The 20,724-nt window shown below is 66.9% G+C and carries 25 protein-coding genes and 1 other RNA gene; 7 read left to right on the top strand and 19 right to left on the bottom strand.

The features are described from left to right. Positions 1 to 31 precede the first annotated feature (31 nt). The 5 genes from ASE61_RS23295 to hisF form a co-directional block, all read right to left on the bottom strand. The gene (locus ASE61_RS23295) at positions 32 to 382 is read right to left on the bottom strand and encodes a RidA family protein (protein ID WP_061971022.1); all 351 of its coding nucleotides are present in this window, start codon (positions 380 to 382) and stop codon (positions 32 to 34) included. A 125-nt stretch (positions 383 to 507) separates the two neighbouring features. Next, positions 508 to 954, bottom strand: coding sequence for a YqaA family protein (locus ASE61_RS23290; RefSeq protein ID WP_061971020.1), 447 nt, complete (start codon positions 952 to 954; stop codon positions 508 to 510). Beyond that, complete coding sequence (gene coaA / locus ASE61_RS23285) at positions 954 to 1,925, bottom strand: type I pantothenate kinase (protein ID WP_061971187.1); 972 nt, start codon at positions 1,923 to 1,925, stop codon at positions 954 to 956. Before coaA ends, ASE61_RS23290 begins: the two co-directional genes overlap by 1 nt. 82 nt (positions 1,926 to 2,007) lie before the next feature. After that, positions 2,008 to 2,328, bottom strand: a complete 321-nt coding sequence (locus ASE61_RS23280; protein ID WP_061971018.1) for a phosphoribosyl-ATP diphosphatase — start codon at positions 2,326 to 2,328, stop codon at positions 2,008 to 2,010. Between the two features lies 1 nt (position 2,329). Beyond that, on the bottom strand, positions 2,330 to 3,094 hold the full coding sequence (gene hisF, locus ASE61_RS23275) for an imidazole glycerol phosphate synthase subunit HisF (protein ID WP_061971185.1): 765 nt from the start codon (positions 3,092 to 3,094) through the stop codon (positions 2,330 to 2,332). A 99-nt stretch (positions 3,095 to 3,193) separates the two neighbouring features. On the opposite strand from hisF, the gene ASE61_RS23270 reads away from it, so the two are divergent. Continuing rightward, the gene (locus tag ASE61_RS23270) at positions 3,194 to 3,994 is read left to right on the top strand and encodes a transporter substrate-binding domain-containing protein (RefSeq protein WP_082617674.1); all 801 of its coding nucleotides are present in this window, start codon (positions 3,194 to 3,196) and stop codon (positions 3,992 to 3,994) included. Between the two features lie 69 nt (positions 3,995 to 4,063). Here ASE61_RS23270 and hisA read toward each other — a convergent pair whose 3' ends face one another. From hisA to rpmH, 13 genes are all read right to left on the bottom strand, one after another. Continuing rightward, a complete protein-coding gene (gene hisA, locus ASE61_RS23265) occupies positions 4,064 to 4,798 on the bottom strand; it encodes a 1-(5-phosphoribosyl)-5-[(5-phosphoribosylamino)methylideneamino]imidazole-4-carboxamide isomerase (protein ID WP_200959682.1) in 735 nt (244 codons plus the stop codon). Further along, complete coding sequence (hisH, locus tag ASE61_RS23260; RefSeq protein WP_061971013.1) at positions 4,786 to 5,442, bottom strand: imidazole glycerol phosphate synthase subunit HisH; 657 nt, start codon at positions 5,440 to 5,442, stop codon at positions 4,786 to 4,788. Before hisH ends, hisA begins: the two co-directional genes overlap by 13 nt. Then, the gene (locus ASE61_RS23255) at positions 5,439 to 5,927 is read right to left on the bottom strand and encodes a DUF2628 domain-containing protein (protein WP_061971011.1); all 489 of its coding nucleotides are present in this window, start codon (positions 5,925 to 5,927) and stop codon (positions 5,439 to 5,441) included. The genes hisH and ASE61_RS23255 overlap by 4 nt, the downstream gene beginning before the upstream one ends. A gap of 9 nt (positions 5,928 to 5,936) precedes the next feature. After that, positions 5,937 to 6,524 (bottom strand): imidazoleglycerol-phosphate dehydratase HisB, encoded by a 588-nt coding sequence (gene hisB, locus ASE61_RS23250; protein ID WP_061971009.1) that lies wholly within the window; start codon positions 6,522 to 6,524, stop codon positions 5,937 to 5,939. Positions 6,525 to 6,619: 95 nt separating this feature from the next. Beyond that, on the bottom strand, positions 6,620 to 7,816 hold the full coding sequence (gene metZ, locus ASE61_RS23245) for an O-succinylhomoserine sulfhydrylase (RefSeq protein WP_061971007.1): 1,197 nt from the start codon (positions 7,814 to 7,816) through the stop codon (positions 6,620 to 6,622). A 116-nt stretch (positions 7,817 to 7,932) separates the two neighbouring features. Beyond that, complete coding sequence (locus tag ASE61_RS23240; RefSeq protein ID WP_061971006.1) at positions 7,933 to 8,673, bottom strand: pyrimidine 5'-nucleotidase; 741 nt, start codon at positions 8,671 to 8,673, stop codon at positions 7,933 to 7,935. 174 nt (positions 8,674 to 8,847) lie between these two features. After that, positions 8,848 to 9,744, bottom strand: a complete 897-nt coding sequence (gene argB / locus ASE61_RS23235) for an acetylglutamate kinase (protein ID WP_061971004.1) — start codon at positions 9,742 to 9,744, stop codon at positions 8,848 to 8,850. 85 nt (positions 9,745 to 9,829) lie between these two features. After that, the gene (locus ASE61_RS23230) at positions 9,830 to 10,201 is read right to left on the bottom strand and encodes a DUF423 domain-containing protein (RefSeq protein WP_061971002.1); all 372 of its coding nucleotides are present in this window, start codon (positions 10,199 to 10,201) and stop codon (positions 9,830 to 9,832) included. A gap of 5 nt (positions 10,202 to 10,206) precedes the next feature. Beyond that, positions 10,207 to 10,941, bottom strand: coding sequence for a GTP-binding protein (locus ASE61_RS23225; RefSeq protein ID WP_061971000.1), 735 nt, complete (start codon positions 10,939 to 10,941; stop codon positions 10,207 to 10,209). A 10-nt stretch (positions 10,942 to 10,951) separates the two neighbouring features. Continuing rightward, positions 10,952 to 11,584: a CatB-related O-acetyltransferase gene (locus ASE61_RS23220; protein ID WP_061971184.1), complete on the bottom strand. Its 633-nt coding sequence runs from the start codon at positions 11,582 to 11,584 to the stop codon at positions 10,952 to 10,954. A 52-nt stretch (positions 11,585 to 11,636) separates the two neighbouring features. Then, positions 11,637 to 13,505, bottom strand: a complete 1,869-nt coding sequence (gene yidC, locus ASE61_RS23215) for a membrane protein insertase YidC (RefSeq protein ID WP_061971181.1) — start codon at positions 13,503 to 13,505, stop codon at positions 11,637 to 11,639. Between the two features lie 47 nt (positions 13,506 to 13,552). Then, entirely contained in the window at positions 13,553 to 13,981 is a 429-nt protein-coding gene (gene rnpA / locus ASE61_RS23210; protein ID WP_061970998.1) for a ribonuclease P protein component, read from the bottom strand. A gap of 54 nt (positions 13,982 to 14,035) precedes the next feature. Beyond that, complete coding sequence (gene rpmH / locus ASE61_RS23205; protein WP_038364779.1) at positions 14,036 to 14,170, bottom strand: 50S ribosomal protein L34; 135 nt, start codon at positions 14,168 to 14,170, stop codon at positions 14,036 to 14,038. A 241-nt stretch (positions 14,171 to 14,411) separates the two neighbouring features. Here rpmH and ffs point away from each other — a divergent pair. The 4 genes from ffs (at position 14,412) to recR (ending at position 17,528) form a co-directional block, all read left to right on the top strand. Next, positions 14,412 to 14,510, top strand: an RNA gene (gene ffs / locus ASE61_RS23200) — signal recognition particle sRNA small type. A gap of 86 nt (positions 14,511 to 14,596) precedes the next feature. Continuing rightward, positions 14,597 to 16,447: a DNA polymerase III subunit gamma/tau gene (locus tag ASE61_RS23195; RefSeq protein ID WP_061970996.1), complete on the top strand. Its 1,851-nt coding sequence runs from the start codon at positions 14,597 to 14,599 to the stop codon at positions 16,445 to 16,447. A gap of 21 nt (positions 16,448 to 16,468) precedes the next feature. Then, positions 16,469 to 16,789 carry a YbaB/EbfC family nucleoid-associated protein gene (locus tag ASE61_RS23190; RefSeq protein ID WP_061970995.1) on the top strand — a complete coding sequence of 107 codons (321 nt, stop codon included), beginning with the start codon at positions 16,469 to 16,471 and terminating at the stop codon, positions 16,787 to 16,789. A 133-nt stretch (positions 16,790 to 16,922) separates the two neighbouring features. Further along, positions 16,923 to 17,528, top strand: coding sequence for a recombination mediator RecR (recR, locus tag ASE61_RS23185; protein ID WP_061970993.1), 606 nt, complete (start codon positions 16,923 to 16,925; stop codon positions 17,526 to 17,528). A 7-nt stretch (positions 17,529 to 17,535) separates the two neighbouring features. On the opposite strand, the gene ASE61_RS23180 is transcribed toward recR, so the two are convergent. Beyond that, positions 17,536 to 18,240, bottom strand: coding sequence for an outer membrane protein (locus ASE61_RS23180; protein ID WP_061970991.1), 705 nt, complete (start codon positions 18,238 to 18,240; stop codon positions 17,536 to 17,538). A 179-nt stretch (positions 18,241 to 18,419) separates the two neighbouring features. Between ASE61_RS23180 and ASE61_RS23175 the strand changes: the two genes are divergently transcribed. Continuing rightward, the gene (locus ASE61_RS23175) at positions 18,420 to 19,469 is read left to right on the top strand and encodes a YihY/virulence factor BrkB family protein (protein ID WP_061970989.1); all 1,050 of its coding nucleotides are present in this window, start codon (positions 18,420 to 18,422) and stop codon (positions 19,467 to 19,469) included. Continuing rightward, positions 19,469 to 20,704 (top strand): NAD(P)/FAD-dependent oxidoreductase, encoded by a 1,236-nt coding sequence (locus ASE61_RS23170; protein WP_061970988.1) that lies wholly within the window; start codon positions 19,469 to 19,471, stop codon positions 20,702 to 20,704. The genes ASE61_RS23175 and ASE61_RS23170 overlap by 1 nt, the downstream gene beginning before the upstream one ends. The last annotated feature ends 20 nt before the right edge of the window (positions 20,705 to 20,724 follow it).

Genomic DNA, 20,724 nt, shown 5'->3' with positions numbered 1-20,724 from the left:
CCCGGATGGGCGCGCGGCGTTCCGGGATGGCTTACTTGGCGGCGATGACCGCGATCTCGACCGTGAACTGCGGCGCGGCGAGCTTGGCCTCGACCGTGGCGCGGCCCGGCGTGGAGCCGGCGACGACCCACTTGTCCCAGACGGCGTTCATCTCGGCGAAGGTCGAGATGTCGGAGAGCCAGATGTTGACCATCAGCAGCTTCGTCTTGTCGGTGCCGGCCTCGGCCAGGAGGCCGTCGATGATGCCGAGGATTTCCTGGGTCTGCTCGCCGACGCTCTTGCCCGCTGCCTTGTCGCAGACCTGGCCGGCCAGATAGACGGTGTTGCCATGCACGACGGCCTTGGACATACGCGGGCCGACGCCGATACGCTGAATGCTCATAGTCAAATCTCCTTGAACGGACGTCTTCGCTGGTAGCCCGGCCCGGCTGGTTTCGCAAATGCCGGCTGTGCGCCTCCGGGATGGCGGAGCCACATGCCGGAGGCGTCTTCGAGGTGGCGCCCGGTTCAGGCGAGACTGGCCCAACCCGCCCAGAGTGCCGCGTAGCGTCCGGCCTTGCCGATCAGGACGAGGACGGTGAAACGCCAGAACGGATAGTTCAGGGTGCCCGCCGCGAAAGTCAGGGGGTCGCCGACCAGCGGCAGCCAGGCGAATAACAGGGATGGCCAGCCGAAGCGGGCGAACAGGTCCTGTGCCTGGACGAAGCGCTTCGGATCGGGCCGCAGGCGCGCCGGCAACCTGTCGACGCCATGGCGCGCGATCAATCGGCCGAGCCACCAGTTCAGGATCGAACCGGCGGTGTTCGCGAGACTCGCGGTCAGGAACAACGCGAGCGGATCGACGCTTTTCGCCGCGAGCAGTCCGACGAAGACCGCTTCCGATTGCGCCGGCAGCAGGGTCGCGGCGACGAAGGCCGCGCCCGCCATGGCGGCGAGCGCGCCGAAGGCTTCCATCAAAGCCGTCGCAGCGCGACCTGCTGGATGCGATGGCTCGCGCCCTTGGTCAGGATCAGGCTGGCGCGCTGGCGGGTCGGCAGGATGTTGTCCTGGAGGTTCGGCAGGTTGATCCCGGTCCAGAGCTTCTCGGCGATGGCGAGCGCCTCCTCCTCGCCGATCTCCGCATATTTGCGGAAGAACGAGCGCGGGTCGCGGAAGGCCGTCTGGCGCAGCGTCATGAAGCGGTTGACATACCAGCGATGCAGGTCGTTCTCGTCGGCATCGAGATAGACCGAGAAGTCGAAATAATCGGAGACGAAGGGGATGACGGTGCCGTCCTTGGGCATCCGGCTCGGCTGCAGCACGTTCAGCCCTTCGAGGATCAGGATGTCCGGCCGCTCGACCGTCACCGTCTCGCCTGGCACGACGTCGTAGACGAGGTGCGAATAGACCGGCGCGCTGACCCGCGGCTTGCCGGCCTTGACGTCCGAGAGGAAGCGCAGGATTGCCGCGCCGTCGTAGCTCTCCGGGAAGCCCTTGCGCTGCATCAGCCCGCGCCGCTCGAGCTCGGCATTGGGCAGGAGGAAACCGTCGGTGGTGACGAGTTCGACCTTCGGGGTGTTCGGCCAGCGCGAGAGCAGCGCCTTGAGCACGCGCGCCGTGGTCGACTTGCCGACCGCGACCGAGCCGGCGACGCCGATGACATAGGGTACCTTCGGCTCGGACTCGGCCATCAGGAAGCGCTGCGTCGCCTTGAACAACCCTTGCGTCGCCGCGACATAGAGCGAGAGCAGCCGCGACAGCGGCAGGTAGATCGCGACGATCTCGTCGAGCGAGATCGGATCGTTGATCGATTGCAGCTTGGTCAGGTCGTCGACCGAGAGCGTCAGCGGCTGGTCGGCGCGCAGATGGGCCCACTCGTCGCGCGAGAACAGCCGATAGGGCGAGACCAGGTCGCGCTCCGGTGTCGGGATGAGGCGCTGGTCCATGACGCGGCCCGCAATCCAGGCTTCGAGGTTCAAGGGAGGGTCATCCTGCCAGGTCCGTCCTCACGCAACTTAAACCGGCTGATTACCGGGGTCTGGCCGCCTTTTCCGCCAGTCCGGAGCGGGCCGTGCGAGTTTCAAGCTGGCTCAAGACGTCCCGCAATGCAACATCGCGCGCCCGAAGCACAACCAAAAGATGATAGAGCACGTCGGCGCTTTCGGCGATCAGCTCGGCGCGGTCGCCCTTCACGGCGGCGATGACGGCCTCGACCGCCTCTTCGCCGAATTTCTTGGCCGCGCGCTCGGGCCCGGCGGCGAGCAGCTTCGCCGTCCAGGATTCCTCGGGCGATGCGGCGGCGCGCTCGGCGATGCGGGCTTCGAGATCGGAGAGGGTGAAACCAGCCATCTCAGTCCTGCCTCATCCTGAGGCCGGCTTCCGCCATATGCGCCTTGGCCTGGCCGATCGTGTAGGTGCCGAAATGGAAGATCGAGGCGGCGAGCACGGCCGAGGCATGGCCTTGCGCGACGCCGGCGACGAGATCGTCGAGATCGCCGACGCCGCCCGACGCGATGACCGGGACCGGGACCGCGTCCGCGATCGCCCGCGTCAGGCCGAGATCGTAGCCGACCTTGGTGCCGTCGCGGTCCATCGAGGTGACCAGCAGCTCTCCGGCGCCGAGCGAGACGACCTCGCGGGCGAAGGCGACGGCCTCGATGCCGGTGGCGTTGCGCCCACCATGGGTGAAGATCTCCCAGCGGCCGGGCGTGACCTGCTTGGCGTCGATCGCGACCGTGATGCACTGCGCGCCGAATTTCTCGGCCGCTTCCTTGACGAACTGGCGGTTGGTCACGGCGGCGGTGTTGATCGAGACCTTGTCGGCGCCGGCGAGGAGCAGTGCCCGGATATCCTCGACCTTGCGCACGCCGCCGCCGACGGTAAGCGGCATGAAGCAGGCTTCGGCCGTGCGGGTGACCACGTCGAACAGGATGCCGCGATCCTCGTGGCTCGCGGTGATGTCGAGGAAGCAGAGCTCGTCGGCGCCGGCCGCGTCATAGGCCTTGGCGGCCTCGACGGGATCGCCGGCATCGACGAGATCGAGGAACTTGACGCCCTTGACGACGCGGCCGTCCTTGACGTCGAGGCAGGGGATGATGCGGGTCTTCAGGGTCATCGGCGGCAACGCGGTCCTGCGGGCGCAGGGTGGATTGATCGCGAACCGCAACCCTGCTCTGCTGGCGGCGACTGATAGCAGTCCAAAGAGGGGAGTTCCATGGCTATTGCATCGATGATTCGCCGGGCTGGCGTCGCGGCCGGCCTGGCTTTTGCCGTTACCGCTGTCGTCGCCTCGGGCGCGCGGGCGCAAACCGCGCCGAGCCTGCTCGACACCGTCCAGAGCCGCGGCGCGCTGCAGGTCTGCACCACCGGCGACTACAAGCCCTTCACCCTGGCGAAGGACGGCTCCTTCGAGGGCATCGACATCGAGCTGGCGAAATCGCTCGCCAAGGCGCTCGGCGTCGAGGCCAAGTTCGTCCAGACGAAATGGGCCGACCTGCTGACCGACATGGGTTCGGGCAAATGCGACGTCGCGATGGGCGGCATCTCGGTGACGCTCGACCGGCAGAAGAAGGTGTTCTTCTCCTCGCCCTATCTCGTCAACGGCAAGGCGCCGATCGTGCGCTGTGCGGACAAGGCGAAATTCCAGACGGTCGCCGATATCGACAAGCCGGAGACCCGCGTCATCGTCAATCCCGGCGGCACCAACGAGCGCTTCGTGCGCGCCAATTTCAAGCATGCCAAGATCGAGGTCTTCCCGGACAACGTCACGATCTTCAACGAGATCCTCGCGGGCAAGGCCGACCTGATGATCGCCGAGTCGATCGAGGTGAAGGTGCAGGAGAAGGCCAAGCCCGGCCTCTGCGCCGTCAATCCCGACGAGCCTCTGCAATATGGCGAGATGGGCTACATGCTTCCGCGTGGCGACGCGACCTTCAAGGGCTTCGTCGACCAGTGGCTGCACCTCGCCAAGGCCACCGGCGAATTCGCGAAGATCTACGACCAGTTCGTGCGCTGATCGACAACCACTCCGCCGTCATCCCGGGTCTGCGCTTCGCTTGCCCGGGATGACGGCGGAGGATGAAAATTACGCCGCCAGCCGCTTCAGCGCCGCCGCCGGATCGATGCGCCCGTCATAGAGCGCCCGGCCGGTGATCGCACCTTCGAGGATCGCGGCATCATCGGCACAGAGCCGCTCGATATCGGCCATCGAGGCCAGTCCGCCGGAGGCGATCACCGGAATCGAGACGGCCTGCGCCAGCGCGATCGTGCCCTCCCAGTTGATGCCCTGCAGCATGCCGTCGCGGGCGATGTCGGTGTAGATGATCGCGGCGACTCCGGCATCCTCGAAGCGTCTGCCGAGATCGGCCGCCGCCAGCGAGGAGGTCTCGGCCCAGCCTTCCACAGCCACGAAGCCGTCTCGCGCGTCGATTCCAACCGCGACTTGTCCTGGAAATGCCTTCGCCGCCTCGCGCACGAAGCAGGGATCGCGCACCGCCGCCGTACCGATGATGACGCGGCGGATGCCCTTCTCGAGCCAGCCGGCGACCGTCTTCATGTCGCGGATGCCGCCGCCGAGCTGCACCGGAAAGGCCACGCGCTTGAGGATCGCCTCGACCGCGGCCGCGTTCATCGGCTTGCCGGCGAAGGCGCCGTCGAGATCGACGACATGCAGCCACTGGAAGCCCTGGGCCTCGAAATCGGCGGCCTGCGCCGCCGGGTCGTCGTTGAAGACCGTGGCCTGCGCCATGTCGCCCTGCTTCAGCCGGACGCAGCGGCCTTCCTTCAGGTCGATCGCGGGGAAGAGGATCATGGTGCCCAGCTCAAGAAATTCGTGATGAGCTTCAGCCCCAGCTTCTGGCTCTTTTCGGGGTGGAACTGCGTGCCGGCGACGTTGCCATGCGCGACCATCGCGGTCACCGGCCCGCCATGCTCGGTCAGGGCCAGCACGTCCTGCGGGCGTTCAGCCGCCAGCGCATAGGAATGGACGAAATAGGCGTGCAGCCCCTGCGGGCCGGTCTCGATGCCGTCGAGCAGGGGGTGCTCATCCTGCTTGTGCAGGGTGTTCCAGCCCATATGCGGGATCTTCAGGGCGTCGTCCGTCGGCTTGATCAGCGTGACGTCGCCCGGAATCCAGCCGAGGCCCTCCGTTACCGTGTATTCCAGCCCGCGCGAGGCGAGGAGCTGCATGCCCACACAGATGCCGAGAAAGGGCCGGCCCTTGCCCCGCACCACCTCCTCCAGCGTCTCGACCATGCCGGGCACGGCATCGAGCCCGCGCCTGCAATCGGCGAAGGCGCCGACGCCCGGCAGCACGATCCGGTCGGCCGCGCGCACGACATTGGTGTCGCTGGTGACATGGATGGTCGACGGGATGCCGGCTTCCGCCGCAGCCCGCTCGAAGGCTTTCGCGGCCGAGTGCAGGTTGCCCGAGCCGTAATCGATGATCGCGACGCTCTGGCTCATCGGCCCCGGGCCTCCGGGAACAGGCCGATGATCGGCAGCGGCCCGCTTGGCCGCGCTACAGCGGCGGGAGTGGTGGCCTCGACGCGCGGCAGCGTGGTTTCGCCGGCGAGCGCCCGCTCGAAATAGCGGCGCTCGGCCTCGGCCAGGTTGCGGGCCTCGACGACATCGGTAAGCCGCCAGCCCTGGCGGGTCAGCTTGCGGACGACGAGGTTGTGGCCCTCGATGCCGAGGAACAGCGCGATCGACCAGTAGATCAGCGAAAGCGCGCTGGCATGCAGGCCGAAGCGGCTGTTCAGCCAGATCAACAGGCCCCAGACCAGCACGAACAGCAGCGTCGCTAGCCAGAGCCGCTTGCCCAGCAGCCACAGGCCGGTGAACAGGAAGGCGCCCCAGGCGAAACGCTCGGGGACGAGCCGTGCCCGTTCGATCTCCTCGCGCCGGTCGCTTCCGTCGGGCGGCGGCGTCATGACGGTGTAGAATGCCATGGTCGCCTCCTACAAAGCGCCCTTGGTCGAGGGTACGCGGTCGCCCTCGCGCGGATCGACGTCGAGCGCCTGCCGCAATGCGCGCGCCAGCCCCTTGAAGCAGCTTTCGGCGATATGATGGGCGTTGTCGCCGTAGAGCGTCTCGACATGCAGCGTGATGCCGGCATTGATCGCGAAGGCCTGGAAGAACTCACGCACCAGCTCGGTGTCGAAGGTGCCGATCTTCTGCGCCTTGAATTCCGTACGGAAGACCAGGAACGGCCGGCCGGAGACGTCGACGGCGACGCGCGTCAGTGTCTCGTCCATCGGCAGATGCACGTCGGCATAGCGGCGGATGCCCTTCTTGGTGCCGAGCGCCTGTCTCAGTGCCTCGCCCATGGCGATGCCGGCATCCTCGACCGAATGGTGGTCGTCGATATGCGTGTCGCCCTTCACCTTGACCGAGAGGTCGATCAGCGAATGGCGGGCGAAGAGGTCGAGCATATGGTCGAAGAAGCCGACGCCGGTGGCGATCTCGGCCTTGCCGGTGCCGTCGATCAGGAGCGAGACCGCGATATCGGTCTCGTTGGTGCGGCGCTTCACTTCGCCCGAACGCATGCTGGCCTCTCAAGCCTTGGCGGGAAAGGCCCCGCTTTAGCAGGGGCGGGCGGGGATGGCCACTGGTGAAGGCCCGAACCAGCCCCGCGGCCGGCTCAAACCTTCGCCAGCGCCTGTTCCAGGTCAGCGATCAGGTCGTCATGGTGCTCCAGCCCGATCGAGAGGCGGATCAGCCCGTCGCTGACGCCCATCGCGGCGCGCACCTTCGGCGTGAAGCGCTGATGCGTCGTCGTCGCCGGGTGGACGATCAGGCTCTTGGCGTCGCCGAGATTGTTCGAGATGCGGATCAGCTTGCAGGCGTCGAGCAGGCGATAGGCGCCGGCCTTGCCGCCGGGAACCTCGAAGGCGATCATGGTCGAGGGGCCGCTCATCTGGCGCTTGATGATCTCGGCCTGCGGATGGCTCTTGTGGCCGGGGAAGATCACCTTGGTCGGCTTGCTCTGTGCCGCCAGCCAGTCGGCGACCTTGGTCGCGTTCTCAGCCTGCTTGCCGACGCGCAAAGGCAGCGTCTCCAGCGCCTTCAGCATCACCCAGGCATTGAAGGGCGAGAGCACCGGGCCGGTCTGGCGCAGGTAGTTCTGGATATCGGCCTCGATCAATTCCTTCGAGCCGAGGATCAGCCCGCCGAGGCAGCGGCCCTGGCCGTCGATATGCTTGGTCGCGGAATAGACCACGATGTCGGCGCCGAGCTCGAGCGGGCGCTGGAAGAGCGGCGTGGCGAAGACATTGTCGACGACGAGCCTGGCGCCGGCCTCCTTCGCCACCTCTGCGATGGCCGCGATGTCGAGCACTTCGAGCGTCGGATTGGCCGGTGATTCCAGGAAGAACAGCTTGGTATTGGGCCGCACCGCCTTGCGCCAGGCCTCGATATCGGAGCCCTCGACCAGCGTGGTCTCGACGCCGTAGCGCGGCAGGTGATCCTCGATGATGTAGCGACAGGAGCCGAACAGCGCACTTGCCGCGACCACGTGGTCGCCGGCCCGCACCGGCGCCATCATCGCCGCTGTCACGGCCGCCATGCCGGTCGCGGTGGCGCGGCAGGCCTCGGCGCCCTCGAAGGAGGCCATGCGCTCCTCCAGCATCGCCGTCGTCGGGTTGCCGAGCCGGCCGTACTGAAAACCGGGATCGGTGTTCAGGAAGCGGCCCTCGGCCTGCGCCGCGTTGTCATAGACATGGCCCTGCGTCAGGAACAGCGCTTCCGACGTCTCGCCGAACTGCGATCGCAGGATGCCGTCATGGACGAGGCGGGTCTCGGGGTGCAGCTTGGCTGCGGCTTTGTCCGGTGCCGGCATGGAACTCTCGATCCGTTCTTTATAACGGACAGGAGCAGTATCAGCTCCCGGAGGGTTCGTAAAGAAGAACGAAATTTCCTTTGGAAGGAACCTGAGCCGGAGGAAATGCCTCTCGCTCAGCCCTGTCCGTCGCCGAGGCGTCCGAGCGGCCTGAGGAAGCCGGTGAGATCGGCCGTGACATGGTGGACATGTCCGGCATCGATGGCGGCCTGCTCCCAGGCTTCCCGGAATGGATCGGGCGTCTTGGGGATGATCAGCACGGTCTTCATGCCCAATGCGCTCGGCACGATCAGGTTCTTCTCGATATCCTCGAACATCGCCGCGCGGCCGGGATCGACGGAGTGCTTGGCGAGAAAATTCTCATAGGTCGCGCGCTCGGGCTTCGGCAGGAATCCGGCATGGACGATGTCGAAGATATCCTCGAACTGGTCGAGGATGCCGAGCTTTCCGGCGACATTCTTTGCGTGGCCGACGGAACCGTTGGTCAGGATCAGCTTGCGGCCCGGCAGCGCCGCGAGCGCGGCCCCGAGGGCCGGGTCCGGCTCGAGCAGCGTCAGGTCGATATCATGGGCGAAATCGAGGAACCGGTCGGGGTCGATCTGATGCTCTTCCATCAGCCCCTTCAGGGTCGTGCCGTAGCGATGGTAATAATACTGCCGCAGCGCGTGCGAGGACAGGCCGTCGAGCCCGAAAAGGTCCTGCAGGAACAGCGTGATGCGCTCGTTGACCTGCGGCCAGACGCGGCTCTCATGCGAATAGAGCGTGTTGTCGAGATCGAAGATCCAGTGATCGACATGGGCGAAGCCTTCCGCCGTCAGGGGCGGGGTCGCGGCAGGGGTATCGGCAAGAATTGTCATTGGACTCCGTGATGTGGCGAGCCGGAGTCTGCGCCGCAAGTGCTTGGCGGGGGCTTAATCCGCAAAGGGCAACGCTCTGCCGTCATTGCGAGCGCAGCGAAGCGATCCAGGGGCGGCAGCGCTCTACGTCGCCTGGATTGCTTCGTCGCTTCGCTCCTCGCAATGACGGGGTGATCAACGCCGGATGATCGTGCCGGCGCCGGTATCGGTGAAAAGCTCGATCAGCGCCGCGTGCGGCACCTTGCCGTCGAGGATGACGACGGCTTCCACACCCTTTTCCAGCGCGTAGATGCAGGTCTCGATCTTCGGGATCATGCCGCCCGAGATCGTGCCATCCGCGATCAGGTGGCGGCATTCCTCGACCGTGAGCTCGGGGATGAGCTGCTTGTCCTTGTTCAGCACGCCCGGCACGTCGGTGAGCAGCAGCAGGCGCTTGGCGTTGAGCGCCCCCGCAATGGCGCCGGCGAAGGTGTCGGCATTGACGTTGTAGGTCTGGCCGTCGGCGGCGGCGCAGACCGGCGCCAGCACCGGGATCAATTCAGCCTTCAGCACCGCGTCGAGCACGGTGGTGTTGACCTTCTCGGGCTCGCCGACGAAGCCGAGGTCGAGGATTTCCTCGATCTTGGAATCGGGGTCGACGACGGTGCGGGTCACCTTGCGGGCGGTGACCATGTTGCCATCCTTGCCGCAGAGCCCGATGGCGCGCCCGCCCTCGCGGGTGATGTAGCCGACGATCTCCTTGTTGACCGAGCCGGCCAGCACCATCTCGACGACCTCGACGGTCGCTTCGTCGGTAACGCGCAGGCCCTGCTTGAACTCGGACTGGATGCCGAGCTTCTTCAGCATCGCCGCGATCTGCGGGCCGCCGCCATGGCAGACCACCGGCTTCAGGCCGGACTGCTCGAGCAGCACGATGTCCTCGGCGAAATCCTCGGCGGTGGCTGCGTCGCCCATGGCGTTGCCGCCATACTTGATGACGATGATCTCTTGGTCGTAGCGCTGCATATGCGGCAGGGCCTGGACCAGCAATTCGGCGGATTGCGACGGCGTCAGATGGGGATGGTCGGTCATTCGGGCAGGCTCCGCGCGGCCGCAAGGACAGATGCGGGGCGCTTCTAGCTCAAGATCGACCGGGGCGGAAGAACGCTGACGCCGTTCAGCTGCGCTTCGCCGTCACGGCAGCGACCGCAAGCCCGAGCCAGCCAGCGAGCATGAACCAGCCGCCCGTCGGCGCCGCGCGCGGAAACAGCGCTTCGCCGCCAAAACCGCGCCGGGCGAGATCGGCCGCGAACAGGGCTGCGCCGACCATGATCGCCGAGAGTGCGATCCGCGCCAGCAGGTCATGGAGATGCCCGCCCTTGCGCGCCGCGGTGGCACCGATGATCACCGAGGCATGAAACAGCAGCATCTGCCCGGCCGTCTGGACATGGCCGGGATCGATGGCGACATGAGCCGCGGCCGCCAGCAACGCGACGCCGGCGAAACCCATCAAGGCGGCAAGGGCCAGATGAAGGCGCGTCGCGGTCATCGCGCTCAGCCGCGCTCCGCCAGCACGCGCCCGATCGCAGCGCGGAATTCCGGCATGCCGGCGCCCGTCTCGCTGGAGGTCAGCAGCACCTCGGGGAAGGCGGCCGGGCGGCGCTTGATCTCGTCGAACGTGGCTTCGGTCATGAAGGTCTGGTCGGCTGGCTTCAGGGCGTCGCCCTTGGTCAGCACGACCTGGTAGGACACGGCGGCCTTGTCGAGCGTCTCCAGCACGGCACCATCGACATCCTTGATGCCGTGGCGGGCATCGATCAGCACATAGACGCGCATCAGGTTGGCGCGGCCGCGCAGGTAATCGTGGATCAGCCGGGTCCAGGCCGCGACCTTCTCCTTGCCGACGGCGGCATAGCCGTAGCCGGGCATGTCGACGATGGTCGGCGCATGGAGCGAATAAACCGGAACCGGCTTTTCGCGCGAGCGCTTGCTGCCTTGAGATCCCGCCCCGACGGGCTCCTCGTGCTCGACCTGCCGGAAGAAGTTGAGTTGCTGCGTCCGGCCGGGCGTATGCGAGGTCCGCGCCAGCGCGTTGCGCCGCGTCAGCGCGTTGATCAGGCTCGACTTGCCGACATTGGAGCGCCCGGCGAAGGCGATCTCCTGGCCGACCATCGGCGGCAGGTCGTCGATCTTGGTCGAGGCCCAGACGAAATCCCACGGGCCCTCGAAGAGCTTGCGGGCGGCCTCGATCTCCTCGGCGTCATAGGGCTTGGTCGTCGATGTCGTCATGTTTCCCTGCCTACACGGCCCGGCGCAGCGCGTCGATATCGGCGCCCTGGATCGCGTCGATATGGCGCGCGATCTTGTCGGCGTCCCAGTCCCACCAGCGGATCGCCAGCAGCTCGGTCACGATCTCGGGCGGAAAGCGCATCTTCACGACGCGGCCGGGATTGCCGGCGACGACCGCATAGGGTGGCACGTCCTTGGTCACCTGCGCCCGCGTGCCGATGATCGCACCGTCGCCGATCGTCACGCCCGGCATGATCACCGCCTCGCGCCCGATCCAGACATCGTTGCCGATCACCATGTCGCCGCGGTTGTTCGGGCCGGGCCGCTTCAGGCTCTCGGGATCGCCGAGGCCGAACATCTGGAAGGGAAAGGTCGAGAAGCCACTGAGCGGATGGTTGGCACCATTCATGATGAACTGTGCCGCCTGCGCGATCGCGACGAATTTCCCGATGACCAGGCGGTCGCCGATGAAGTCGAAATGGTAGCGCACGCAGCGGGCGACGAAATGCTCCGGCCCGCGCGAGTCGTCATAGTAGCTGTAGTCGCCGACCGCGATCAGCGGATGGTCGACCACCGCCTTCAGGAAGGCCGTGCCCTTCCAGCCGGGGATCGGATGGCGCGTGCTCGGATCGGGCAATGGCATCGGGGCGATGGCCTTCAAAAGCGAAGGGCGGGAAACCCCGCCCTTCGATCTCTCACTTCTTGTTGGTATTGGCGGGGCTGGGCGCGCCGCCGGCAGTCGCCGGCTTCTTCTTGCCGAACATGCCCTTGAGGTTGTCGAACAGCTCGATCTTCACCCCGTTCTTTCGCATGATGAAGCCCTGCTGGGTCACCGAGAGCAGGTTGTTCCAGCTCCAGTAGATCACCAGGCCGGCCGGGAACGAGCCGAGCAGGAAGGTGAAGAACACCGGCATCCAGGTGAACATCATCTTCTGCACCGGGTCCGGCGGCTCCGGGTTCATCTTCATCTGGATGAACATCGTGATGCCCATGATGATCGGCCACAGGCCGAGATGCAGCATGGCCGGCGGGGTGAAGGGCAAGAGCCCGAACAGGTTGAACAGGTTCGTCGGGTCCGGCGCGGCGAGATCGTGGATCCAGCCGAAGAACGGCGCGTGCCGCATCTCGATGGTGATGAACAGGATCTTGTAGAGCGCGAAGAACACCGGGATCTGCAGCAGCACCGGCCAGCAGCCGGCGACCGGGTTGATCTTCTGCGTCTTGTACAGCTCCATCAGAGCCTGCTGCTGCTTCATCTTGTCGTCGGCATAGCGCTCGCGGATCGCCGTCATTTCCGGCTGGAGCGCCTTCATCTTCGCCATCGAGGCGTAGGATTTGTTGGCGAGCGGGAAGAACAGGCCCTTGAGCAGCACCGTGACGATCAGGATCGCGACGCCGAAATTGCCGACATGCTTGTAGATCCAGTCGAGCACGAAGAAGAGCGGCTTGGTGAAGAAATAGAACCAGCCCCAGTCGATCAGCAGGTCGAAGCGCTTGATCTGCTGGCTTTCCTCATAGCCGTTGATCGCCGCGACCTCCTTGGCGCCGGCGAAGAGCCGGGCGTTGGAGGAGGCGGTGGCACCCGGCGCGACCGCGACGCTCTCGCCGAGGAAATCGGCCTGGTAGGTATGGCCGGTGCTGGTCTGGACCGAGGAATAGCGGCCTTCGTACTTGCGCTGCTGGTCGGGGACGACCGCGGCGGCCCAGTATTTGTCGGTGATCCCGACGAAGCCGCCGACCGCATCCTTCCAGGTCTTGCCTGTCGTGCCCGGCGAGAGCAGCGGTTCCTTGTCGAGCTTGTCGTAGGTGTATTCCTGCAGGCCCTGCTCGCCGAGATAGCCGACGAGGCCCTCATGCAGGACGTAGTAGCCGAGCGTATGCGGCTTGCCGTGGCGGACGATCTGGCCGTACGGGAACAGGGTCACGGCGGCGCTGCCCTTGTTCTCGACCTCGTCGCGGATCGTGAACATGGCGTTGTCGTCGACGCTGATGATGCGCTTGAAGGTCAGGCCCTGGCCATTGTCCCAGCTCAGCGTCACCGGCTTGGCCGAATTCAGCACCTGGTTGTCGGCGGTCCAGACCGTCGTGGCGTTCGGAAGCGCCACCGTCGTCCCGGGGGGCGCGACCCAGCCGAAATCGGAATAATAGGCGTCCGGGCCGCCGAGCGGCGAGAGCAGCACGATGTTCGCGCTCTTCGGGTCGACGGTCTCGTGATAGGCCTTGAGCGAGACGTCGTCGATGCGTGCGCCGGTCAGCGAGAGCGAGCCGGCGATCTTGGGCGTATCGATCTTGACGCGCGGGCCTGCCGCCAGCGCCTGCTCGCGGGTGCCGATCTGCTGCGGGGCAGCGGTGCCGGGCGCGGCCGAGCCAGCGGGCTGGCCGGGCGTGGAAGGGGCCGGAGTGGAGCCGGTCGCTGGCGCCTGCTGGCTCTGGGCCTGCTGGGTCTGCTGCGCGATCTGCTTCTGCTTTTCCATCTGCGGCACGCCGTAGAAGAACTGCCAGCCGAGCAGCACGACCACGGACATGACGATCGCGAGAAGCAGATTGCGGTTGTCTTCTTTCATCATGGTCGGAAACAGATCTCGCTTGGTCCGGCAGGAGCGCGGCGGGGTCAGGCTTGCGAAGGCGCCCCGCGCTTGGGAAGCGGGCGGCGCCTGTCGGCAAAGGTTGCTTCACGCGGCTTGTGAGGCTTTGCCCGGTCGATGGCAATCGAAAGATCGGCGACGAGCGTCTTAAATCGCGCGGTCAGCACGTCGGAGCGCGCGACGATCACGATGTCGCAGGGGCGTTCGGTCTGGCTGGCAAGCGCCTGTTTGGCGGCTTCGCGCAGGCGCCGGCGGATGCGGTTGCGCTTCACGGCATTGCCGGTCTTGCGCGAGGCGGTCAGGCCGAGCCTCAAGGCCACGGGTCCGCCGTCCTTGCGGGGCTCATCGGGCGCGGCGTCGCGCACCTGGGCCATGAAGGCGGACGAACGAAAGCGGCGGCCGTGTTCGGCCGCCGCCAGGAATTCTTTGCGTTGTGTCAGGCGGGCGAGGCGCATGGCGATTGGCCCGTCTTCCCGAACCGGCGCGCTGTCGTCACGCGCCAGGGCTCGTCAGGCCGACAGGCGCTTGCGGCCGTGAGCGCGGCGAGCGGCGATGACCTTGCGGCCACCCTTGGTCGCCATGCGGGCGCGATAGCCGTGGCGGCGCTTGCGAACCAGCTTGCTGGGTTGATAGGTTCTTTTCACGGTCCGTCTCCGGGGCCTTTATGAGCACGACGGCCGCGGCTTTCCGGGGAAAGCATGGCCAACCGAGCCTGTCATGCGATAAGGGTCGGCGCCGCCTTTCGGCTGCGCAGGTGGCGGGCTTATGACGGATGGACGACACCAAGTCAACGCCAAACTGGCAAGCTTGGCGTCGACTGCGACGAAGCTTCGCGCCGCTGCGATGCCGGCTTGCGATTCTCGAAGACATCCCCGATATAGCGGGCGGGAGGTTGGCGAGGGACGTCTCACTCGCCAACCGGGTCAGGTCCGGAAGGAAGCAGCCCTAACGAGACCGAACGGGTCTTCGTCCAGCCTCCCACCTTATGCGCGTATGAAAGCGCCGGACCGAAGCGCGGGACCGGCGCTGCGCCATTGACCCTCGCCTCCCGATTGGCGAAACCAGTTTCCATGACCGATCCGATCGACGCCGCCTCTGCTGACGAACCGGGATTCGCCGGGTTCGATCCGGTGCCTGCGCCGCAAGCCGCCGCACCCTATCGCGTGCTCGCGCGAAAATACCGCCCGGCGCATTTCGGCGACCTGATCGGCCAGGAAGCGATGGTGCGCACGCTGACCAACGCCTTCGCGGCCGGCCGCATCCCGCAGGCTTGGATGCTGACCGGTGTGCGCGGCGTCGGCAAGACCACGACCGCCCGCATCCTGGCGCGCGCGCTCAACTTCCAGACGCCCGACGGGCAGGGCGCCCCGACCACCGATCTCCGCGATTTCGGCATCCACTGCCGCGAGATCATCGAGGGGCGCCATATCGACGTGATGGAGATCGACGCCGCCTCCAACAACAGCGTCGACAACATCCGCCAGATCAACGACGCCGTGCGCTATGCGCCGGTTTCGGCGCGCTACAAGGTCTATATCGTCGACGAGGTGCATATGCTCTCGACCGGCGCCTTCAACGCCTTCCTGAAGACGCTGGAGGAGCCGCCGCCGCATGCGAAGTTCATCTTCGCGACGACGGAGATCCGCAAGGTGCCGATCACGGTGCTCTCGCGCTGCCAGCGCTTCGACCTGCGCCGTGTCGAAGCCGATATGCTGGTCGATCATCTCGCGAGTATCTGCCGGGCCGAGAGCGTCGATGCCGAGCAGGAGGCGCTCGCGGCGATCGCCCGCGCCGCCGAGGGCTCGGTGCGCGACTCGCTCTCAATCCTCGACCAGGCGATCGCGCATGCGGCCGGCCGGATCACGCTCGACGATATCCGTTCCATGCTCGGCCTCGCCGACAGGGCCCGCGTCATCGATCTCTTCGAGGCCGTGATGAAGGGCGATATCGCCGCGGCGCTCGGCGAATTGCGGGCGCAATACGATGCCGGCGCCGATCCGGTCGTGGTACTGAACGACCTCGCCGAATTCACCCATCTCGTGACGCGCCTGAAGCTCGTGCCCGAGGCGGTGAAGGATAACAGCCTCGCCCAGGCCGAGCGCGTGCGTGGCGGCGATTTCGCCCAGCGCCTCTCGGTCCGGATCCTCGCCCGGACATGGCAGATGCTGCTCAAGGGCTTGGCCGAGGTGAAGCAGGCCGACCGGCCGGTGATGGCGGCCGAGATGGTCCTCGTCCGCCTCGCGCACGCCGCCGACCTGCCGACGCCGGACGAGGCGCTCAAGATGCTGCGCGACGGCATGGGCTCCGTTCCCGCCGGCAACGGTAATGGCGGCGGCATGTCCCGTCCGCCCTCCGGCGGCGGCAACACCGCGCTCGCCGCCCGCCCGATCCTCGCCAGCGCCAATCCCGCGCCTGCGCCGGTCGCGCGTGCTGTCGCCGCACCGATGGCGATCGTCGCCACGCTGGAGGATGTCGTTGCGCTCGCCTCGCAGCATCGCGACATCACCCTCAAGATCGCGCTGGAGCGCGATATCCGGCCCGTGCGCTTCGAGCCCGGCCGCATCGAATTCTCGCTGGCTGAGGGCGCCTCGCGCACCCTCGCGCAGGACCTGTCGCGCCGCCTCAAGGAATGGACCGGCCAGACCTGGATGGTCGCCGTCGTCAATGGCGAGGGCGGGGCCACCATGCGCGAGCAGGCCGCAGCCGCGAAGGACCAGCGCGAGAACGACGCGGCGGCCCATCCGTCGGTCAAGGCGGTGCTGGAGCGCTTCCCCGGTGCGCGTATCGTCGATGTCCGCGATCCCCGTGCCATCGCCGCCGCCGAAATGGCGGCCGCGACGCCGTCCGAGGACGAATACCTGCCCGATGCCGAGCCGCTGTTCGACGATTCCGAACCGGATTTCGACGGTATCGATTTCTGACGCTTTCGAGGAGGATTTCCGATGCGCGACATGATGGGCCTGATGAAGCAGGCACAGCAGATGCAGCAGAAGATGGCCGACATGCAGGCCGAGCTCGACTTGATCGAGGTCGAGGGCGCTGCCGGCGGCGGCATGGTCACGGTCACGATGACGGCCAAGGGCGCGCTCAAGGGCGTGAAGATCGATCCGAGCCTGATGGTGCCGGACGAGCGCGAGATCCTCGAGGATCTGATCGTCGCCGCGGCCAACGACGCCCGCACCCGCGGCGAACGCGTCATGCAGGAGCGGATGGCCGAGGTCACCAAGGGCCTGCCGATCCCGCCCGGCATGAAGCTGTTTTGAACCCCAATCCTCACGGGTCATCCCGGGCGTAGCGAAGCGAAGGCCCGGGATCCATTCCGGAACGGTTCAGGCATGGATCCCGGGTCTCCCTTCGGTCGCCCGGGATGACGTTTCACTCAATTCAGAGACATCGATGTCCCGCGCCATTGCCGGTCCCGAGATCGAAAGGCTGATCCAGCTCCTGGCCAAGCTGCCGGGGCTCGGGCCGCGCTCGGCAAGGCGCGCAGCGCTGCATCTCGTCAAGAAGCGCGAGCAACTGCTCGGCCCGCTCTCCGAGGCGATGGCGGTGGCGCGCGAACGCATCGTCGTCTGCGCCCGCTGCGGCAATGTCGATACCAGCGACCCTTGCGGCCTCTGTACCGATCCGCGCCGGGACGATGGGCTGATCGTCGTCGTCGCCGATATCTCCGATCTTTGGGCGCTGGAACGCTCGGGCGCGGTGTCCGGCCGCTATCATGTGCTGGGCGGCGTGCTTTCGGCGCTTGACGGCGTCCGGCCCGAGCATCTCTCGCTCGACGCGCTGGTGGAGCGCGCCTCCGATCCGGCGGTGAAGGAGCTCATCCTCGCGCTCAGCGCCACGGTCGACGGCCAGACCACGGCGCATTTCATCACCGATCTCCTGGCGCATCTGCCGGTGAAGGTGACCAGGCTCGCCCATGGCGTGCCCGTCGGCGGCGAGCTCGACTATCTCGACGACGGCACGCTCGCCGCCGCCATCCGTCAGCGCACGGGGTTCTGAGCAGGCCTCAGAACTTGTAGGCGACGCTGGCGCGGGCGCTGTGGCTCGACAGTTCCTGCGATCCGCTCAGGCCCGGGAAGGCGCCGGAGCTGGCGAAGCGGTTCCGGCCGAAATCGGTGTAGCGGTATTCGGCGCCGAGGATCAGATGGTCGGTGAAGGCGAAATTGACGCCGGCGCCGACATTCCAGCCGGTGCGGGCGCTGGTCAGCCGCTCGCCGAAGCCTGCGCCGGGCGCGAAGATGCGCCGCTCGTATTCGGTGAAAGAGACACCGCCGGTGCCGTAGACCATCCAGCGGTCGAAGGCGAGACCGAGACGCGCGCGGGCCGAGCCCTGCCAGTCCTGGCTGACGCGGGCGGAGAGGCCGATTCCGTCGAGCCGGCTGCGGTTGTTCAGCGCTTCGACATCGCCCTCGACGCCGAGCACGATCCCGCCGAGCTGGTAATTGAAGCCGGCATGGGCGCCGCCGAAGGCAGAATCCGCGCCGACGCGGAAGCTGACAGGTGCGAAGGCCCCTCCGGGCGCACTCATCCGCACGCGGCTGTCGCCCCAGGCATAGCCACTCTGGAGACCCGCATAGAACCCGGTCCAGGAATAGAGCGCCGGCAGGTCCGGGGCCGGCGGCAGCGCGACCTTGCTCAGGTCAGCCGCTCCGGCCGCGCCCGACAGCAGGATCGCGAGGGCCGTCAGGCCGGTTCTGAAGAGCTTCGTCATCGGGCTTTCCGCTGGATGGAACAGCGTCGGCCGCTCGCGACCGCGCCCCGTCATAACGAAGCATTAAGGTTAACAATCGGCTAAGCCGCCCCTTGACCGGCCTGTTGCCGGAACGATTGCGGACGCGGCCGGTTGCCCTCAAGCTGCGATGGCAACACTGGCGGAGCGTGAATCCCGACATGGCTTTCCTCAAACGGATCACGGGCGCGGCCGGGATCGGGGTCGCGCTCGGCTATCTGTCGGGCGTGCTGGCCGACAAGCTCGGGCGCCGTCGGGAGGAAGCGGTGCGCGGCCGGCTGGCGAAGACGCCGCTGCAGATGACCTGGCTCGGCTGGAAGGACGTGCTCCTGCGCTTCATCGGCAATGTCGCCGAGAACCGCCTCTCGTCGCTTGCGGGCGCGGTCGCCTTCTTCACCCTGCTCTCGCTCGTGCCGGCCTTGTCGCTGCTGGTCACGATCTACCGCTATTTCACCGACCCCGCGACCATCGCCGAGCAGCTCGACACGGTCACGACGATGTTCCCGCAGGCCGCGCGCGAACTGATCCACGAGCAGGCGATGCGGCTTTCGACCCAGTCCGGCTTCGGTCTGTCGCTGACCTTCTATGTCAGTCTGGGCGTCGCGACCTGGTCGGCCAATGCCGCGGTGAAGGCGCTCTTCGATGCGTTGAACATCATCTATCGCGAGGCCGAGAAGCGCAGCTTCCTCAAGCTCAACGCGATCTCGCTGTTCACCACGGTCAGCGGCGTCGTCCTGCTCACGGCTGCCCTGATCGCCATCGCCAGCCTGCCGCTGGTGACCGCGCTCTTCCCCTTCCACTCCGAGCTCGAACGGCTGATCCGGCTCGTCCGCTGGCCGTCCTTCTTCGTCATGGCGACGCTCTCGATCGCGGTTCTCTACTGGATCGGCCCGAGCCGCGAGCGCATGCGCTTCATCTGGGTCATGCCCGGGGCCATCGCCGCGGCCCTGTTCTGGGGCGCAGCCTCCTACCTGTTCTCCTGGTATGTCTCGACGCTCGGCAATTACACGGCGGCCTATGGCTCGCTTGCGACCGTCGTCGTGTTCATGACCTGGCTCTGGCTCTCGGCGACGATCGTGCTGGCGGGGGCCGAGCTCAATGCCGAGCTCGAACACCAAACGGAGCATGACACCACCACGGGTCGGCCGAAGCCGCTCGGCCAGCGCGGCGCCACGATGGCCGACCGGGTCGGCCCGGCAAGGGCGGAGTGATGCTCGATCCCCAGACCACGCGCCAGGATGATCTGCGCACCGGCACGGGGCCCTGGCGCCCGCTTCTGCAACGCCCCGTGGGACGAGAGCTTGAAGCGGATACGCGCTGCGATGTCGCGATCATCGGCAGCGGCATCACGGGCGCGCTGGCCGCCGAGCACCTCACGGCGATGGGCCGCGATGTCGTCCTGATCGACCGCGAGCGCGAAGGTTTTGGCAGCACGGCGGCCTCGACCGCGATGCTGCAATGGGAGATCGATCTCAGATTGTCCGAACTCGCGGCGTTCTACGGCTTTGCCGCTGCCGCAGAGGTCTATCGCTTGAGTTTTCAGGCGGTCGACGGCTTGCGCAATCTGGTCGGCGAACTCGCGCTGCCCTGTGGCTTCGCGCCCCGCCAGACCGTCTACCTCGCAGCAGGCGAGAGCGGTCCGCGCGAATTGCTGGATGAGATGACGGCACGCGAGCGGGCCGGCCTTCCGGGCAGCTTCCTCGAGCACGCCGCTTTGCGCGCGGCCTTCGGCTTCGACCGGGCGGCGGCCATCGTCTCGCCGGGCTCGGCCGAGGCCGATCCGCTCAGTCTCTGCCACGGACTCCTCGCGACAGCCGTGCGGCGCGGGGCGAGGCTCATCCGTGACGAGGCGGTGGGCTTCGATGGCGCCGGTCGTTCGGCGGCGGTCTCCCTCGCCAGTGGGCGGGTCGTCGAGGCCGACCGGATCGTGCTCGCCACCGGCTATGTCATGCCCGATATCGTCAGCGACGACCTGCACCGCGTCGCGTCGAGCTGGGCGATCGCGACGGTGCCGCAAGCGCCGCAGGCGCTCTGGCCCGGCCCGGCGCTCGTCTGGGAGGCATCGGAGGATTACTGCTACTGCCGCACGACCACCGACGGCCGCATCGTCTTCGGCGGCGAGGACGAGGATTTCGACGATCCCGACCGGCGGGAAGCCCTCGGCCCGGAGAAGGCGAAGGCGCTGCAGGCGCGGCTGCACGCTCTCGTTCCGCAGGCCAGCCTCGATCTCGACCAGGCCTGGTCGGGAGCCTTCGGCCAGACCGAGGACGGATTGCCGTTGATCGGGCGCGTGCCGGGCCATCCGCGCCTGCTCGCCGCCTATGGCTATGGCGGGAACGGCATCACCTTCAGTTTCCTGGCCTCGCGCCTGATAGGCGCGCTGGTCGAGGGGCGCGAGGAAGGCTGGTTCCGCCATTTCGCCATCGACCGGCCGCGCCCCGGCTGAGCACGAAGCTCATTGCAGCC

It is taken from the genome of Allobosea sp. Root670 (genome assembly GCF_001429415.1).
GTDB lineage: Bacteria > Pseudomonadota > Alphaproteobacteria > Rhizobiales > Beijerinckiaceae > Allobosea > Allobosea robiniae.
The sequence above is the reverse complement of the archived record's forward strand: the minus strand, read 5'-3'. Positions and strand labels throughout refer to the sequence as shown.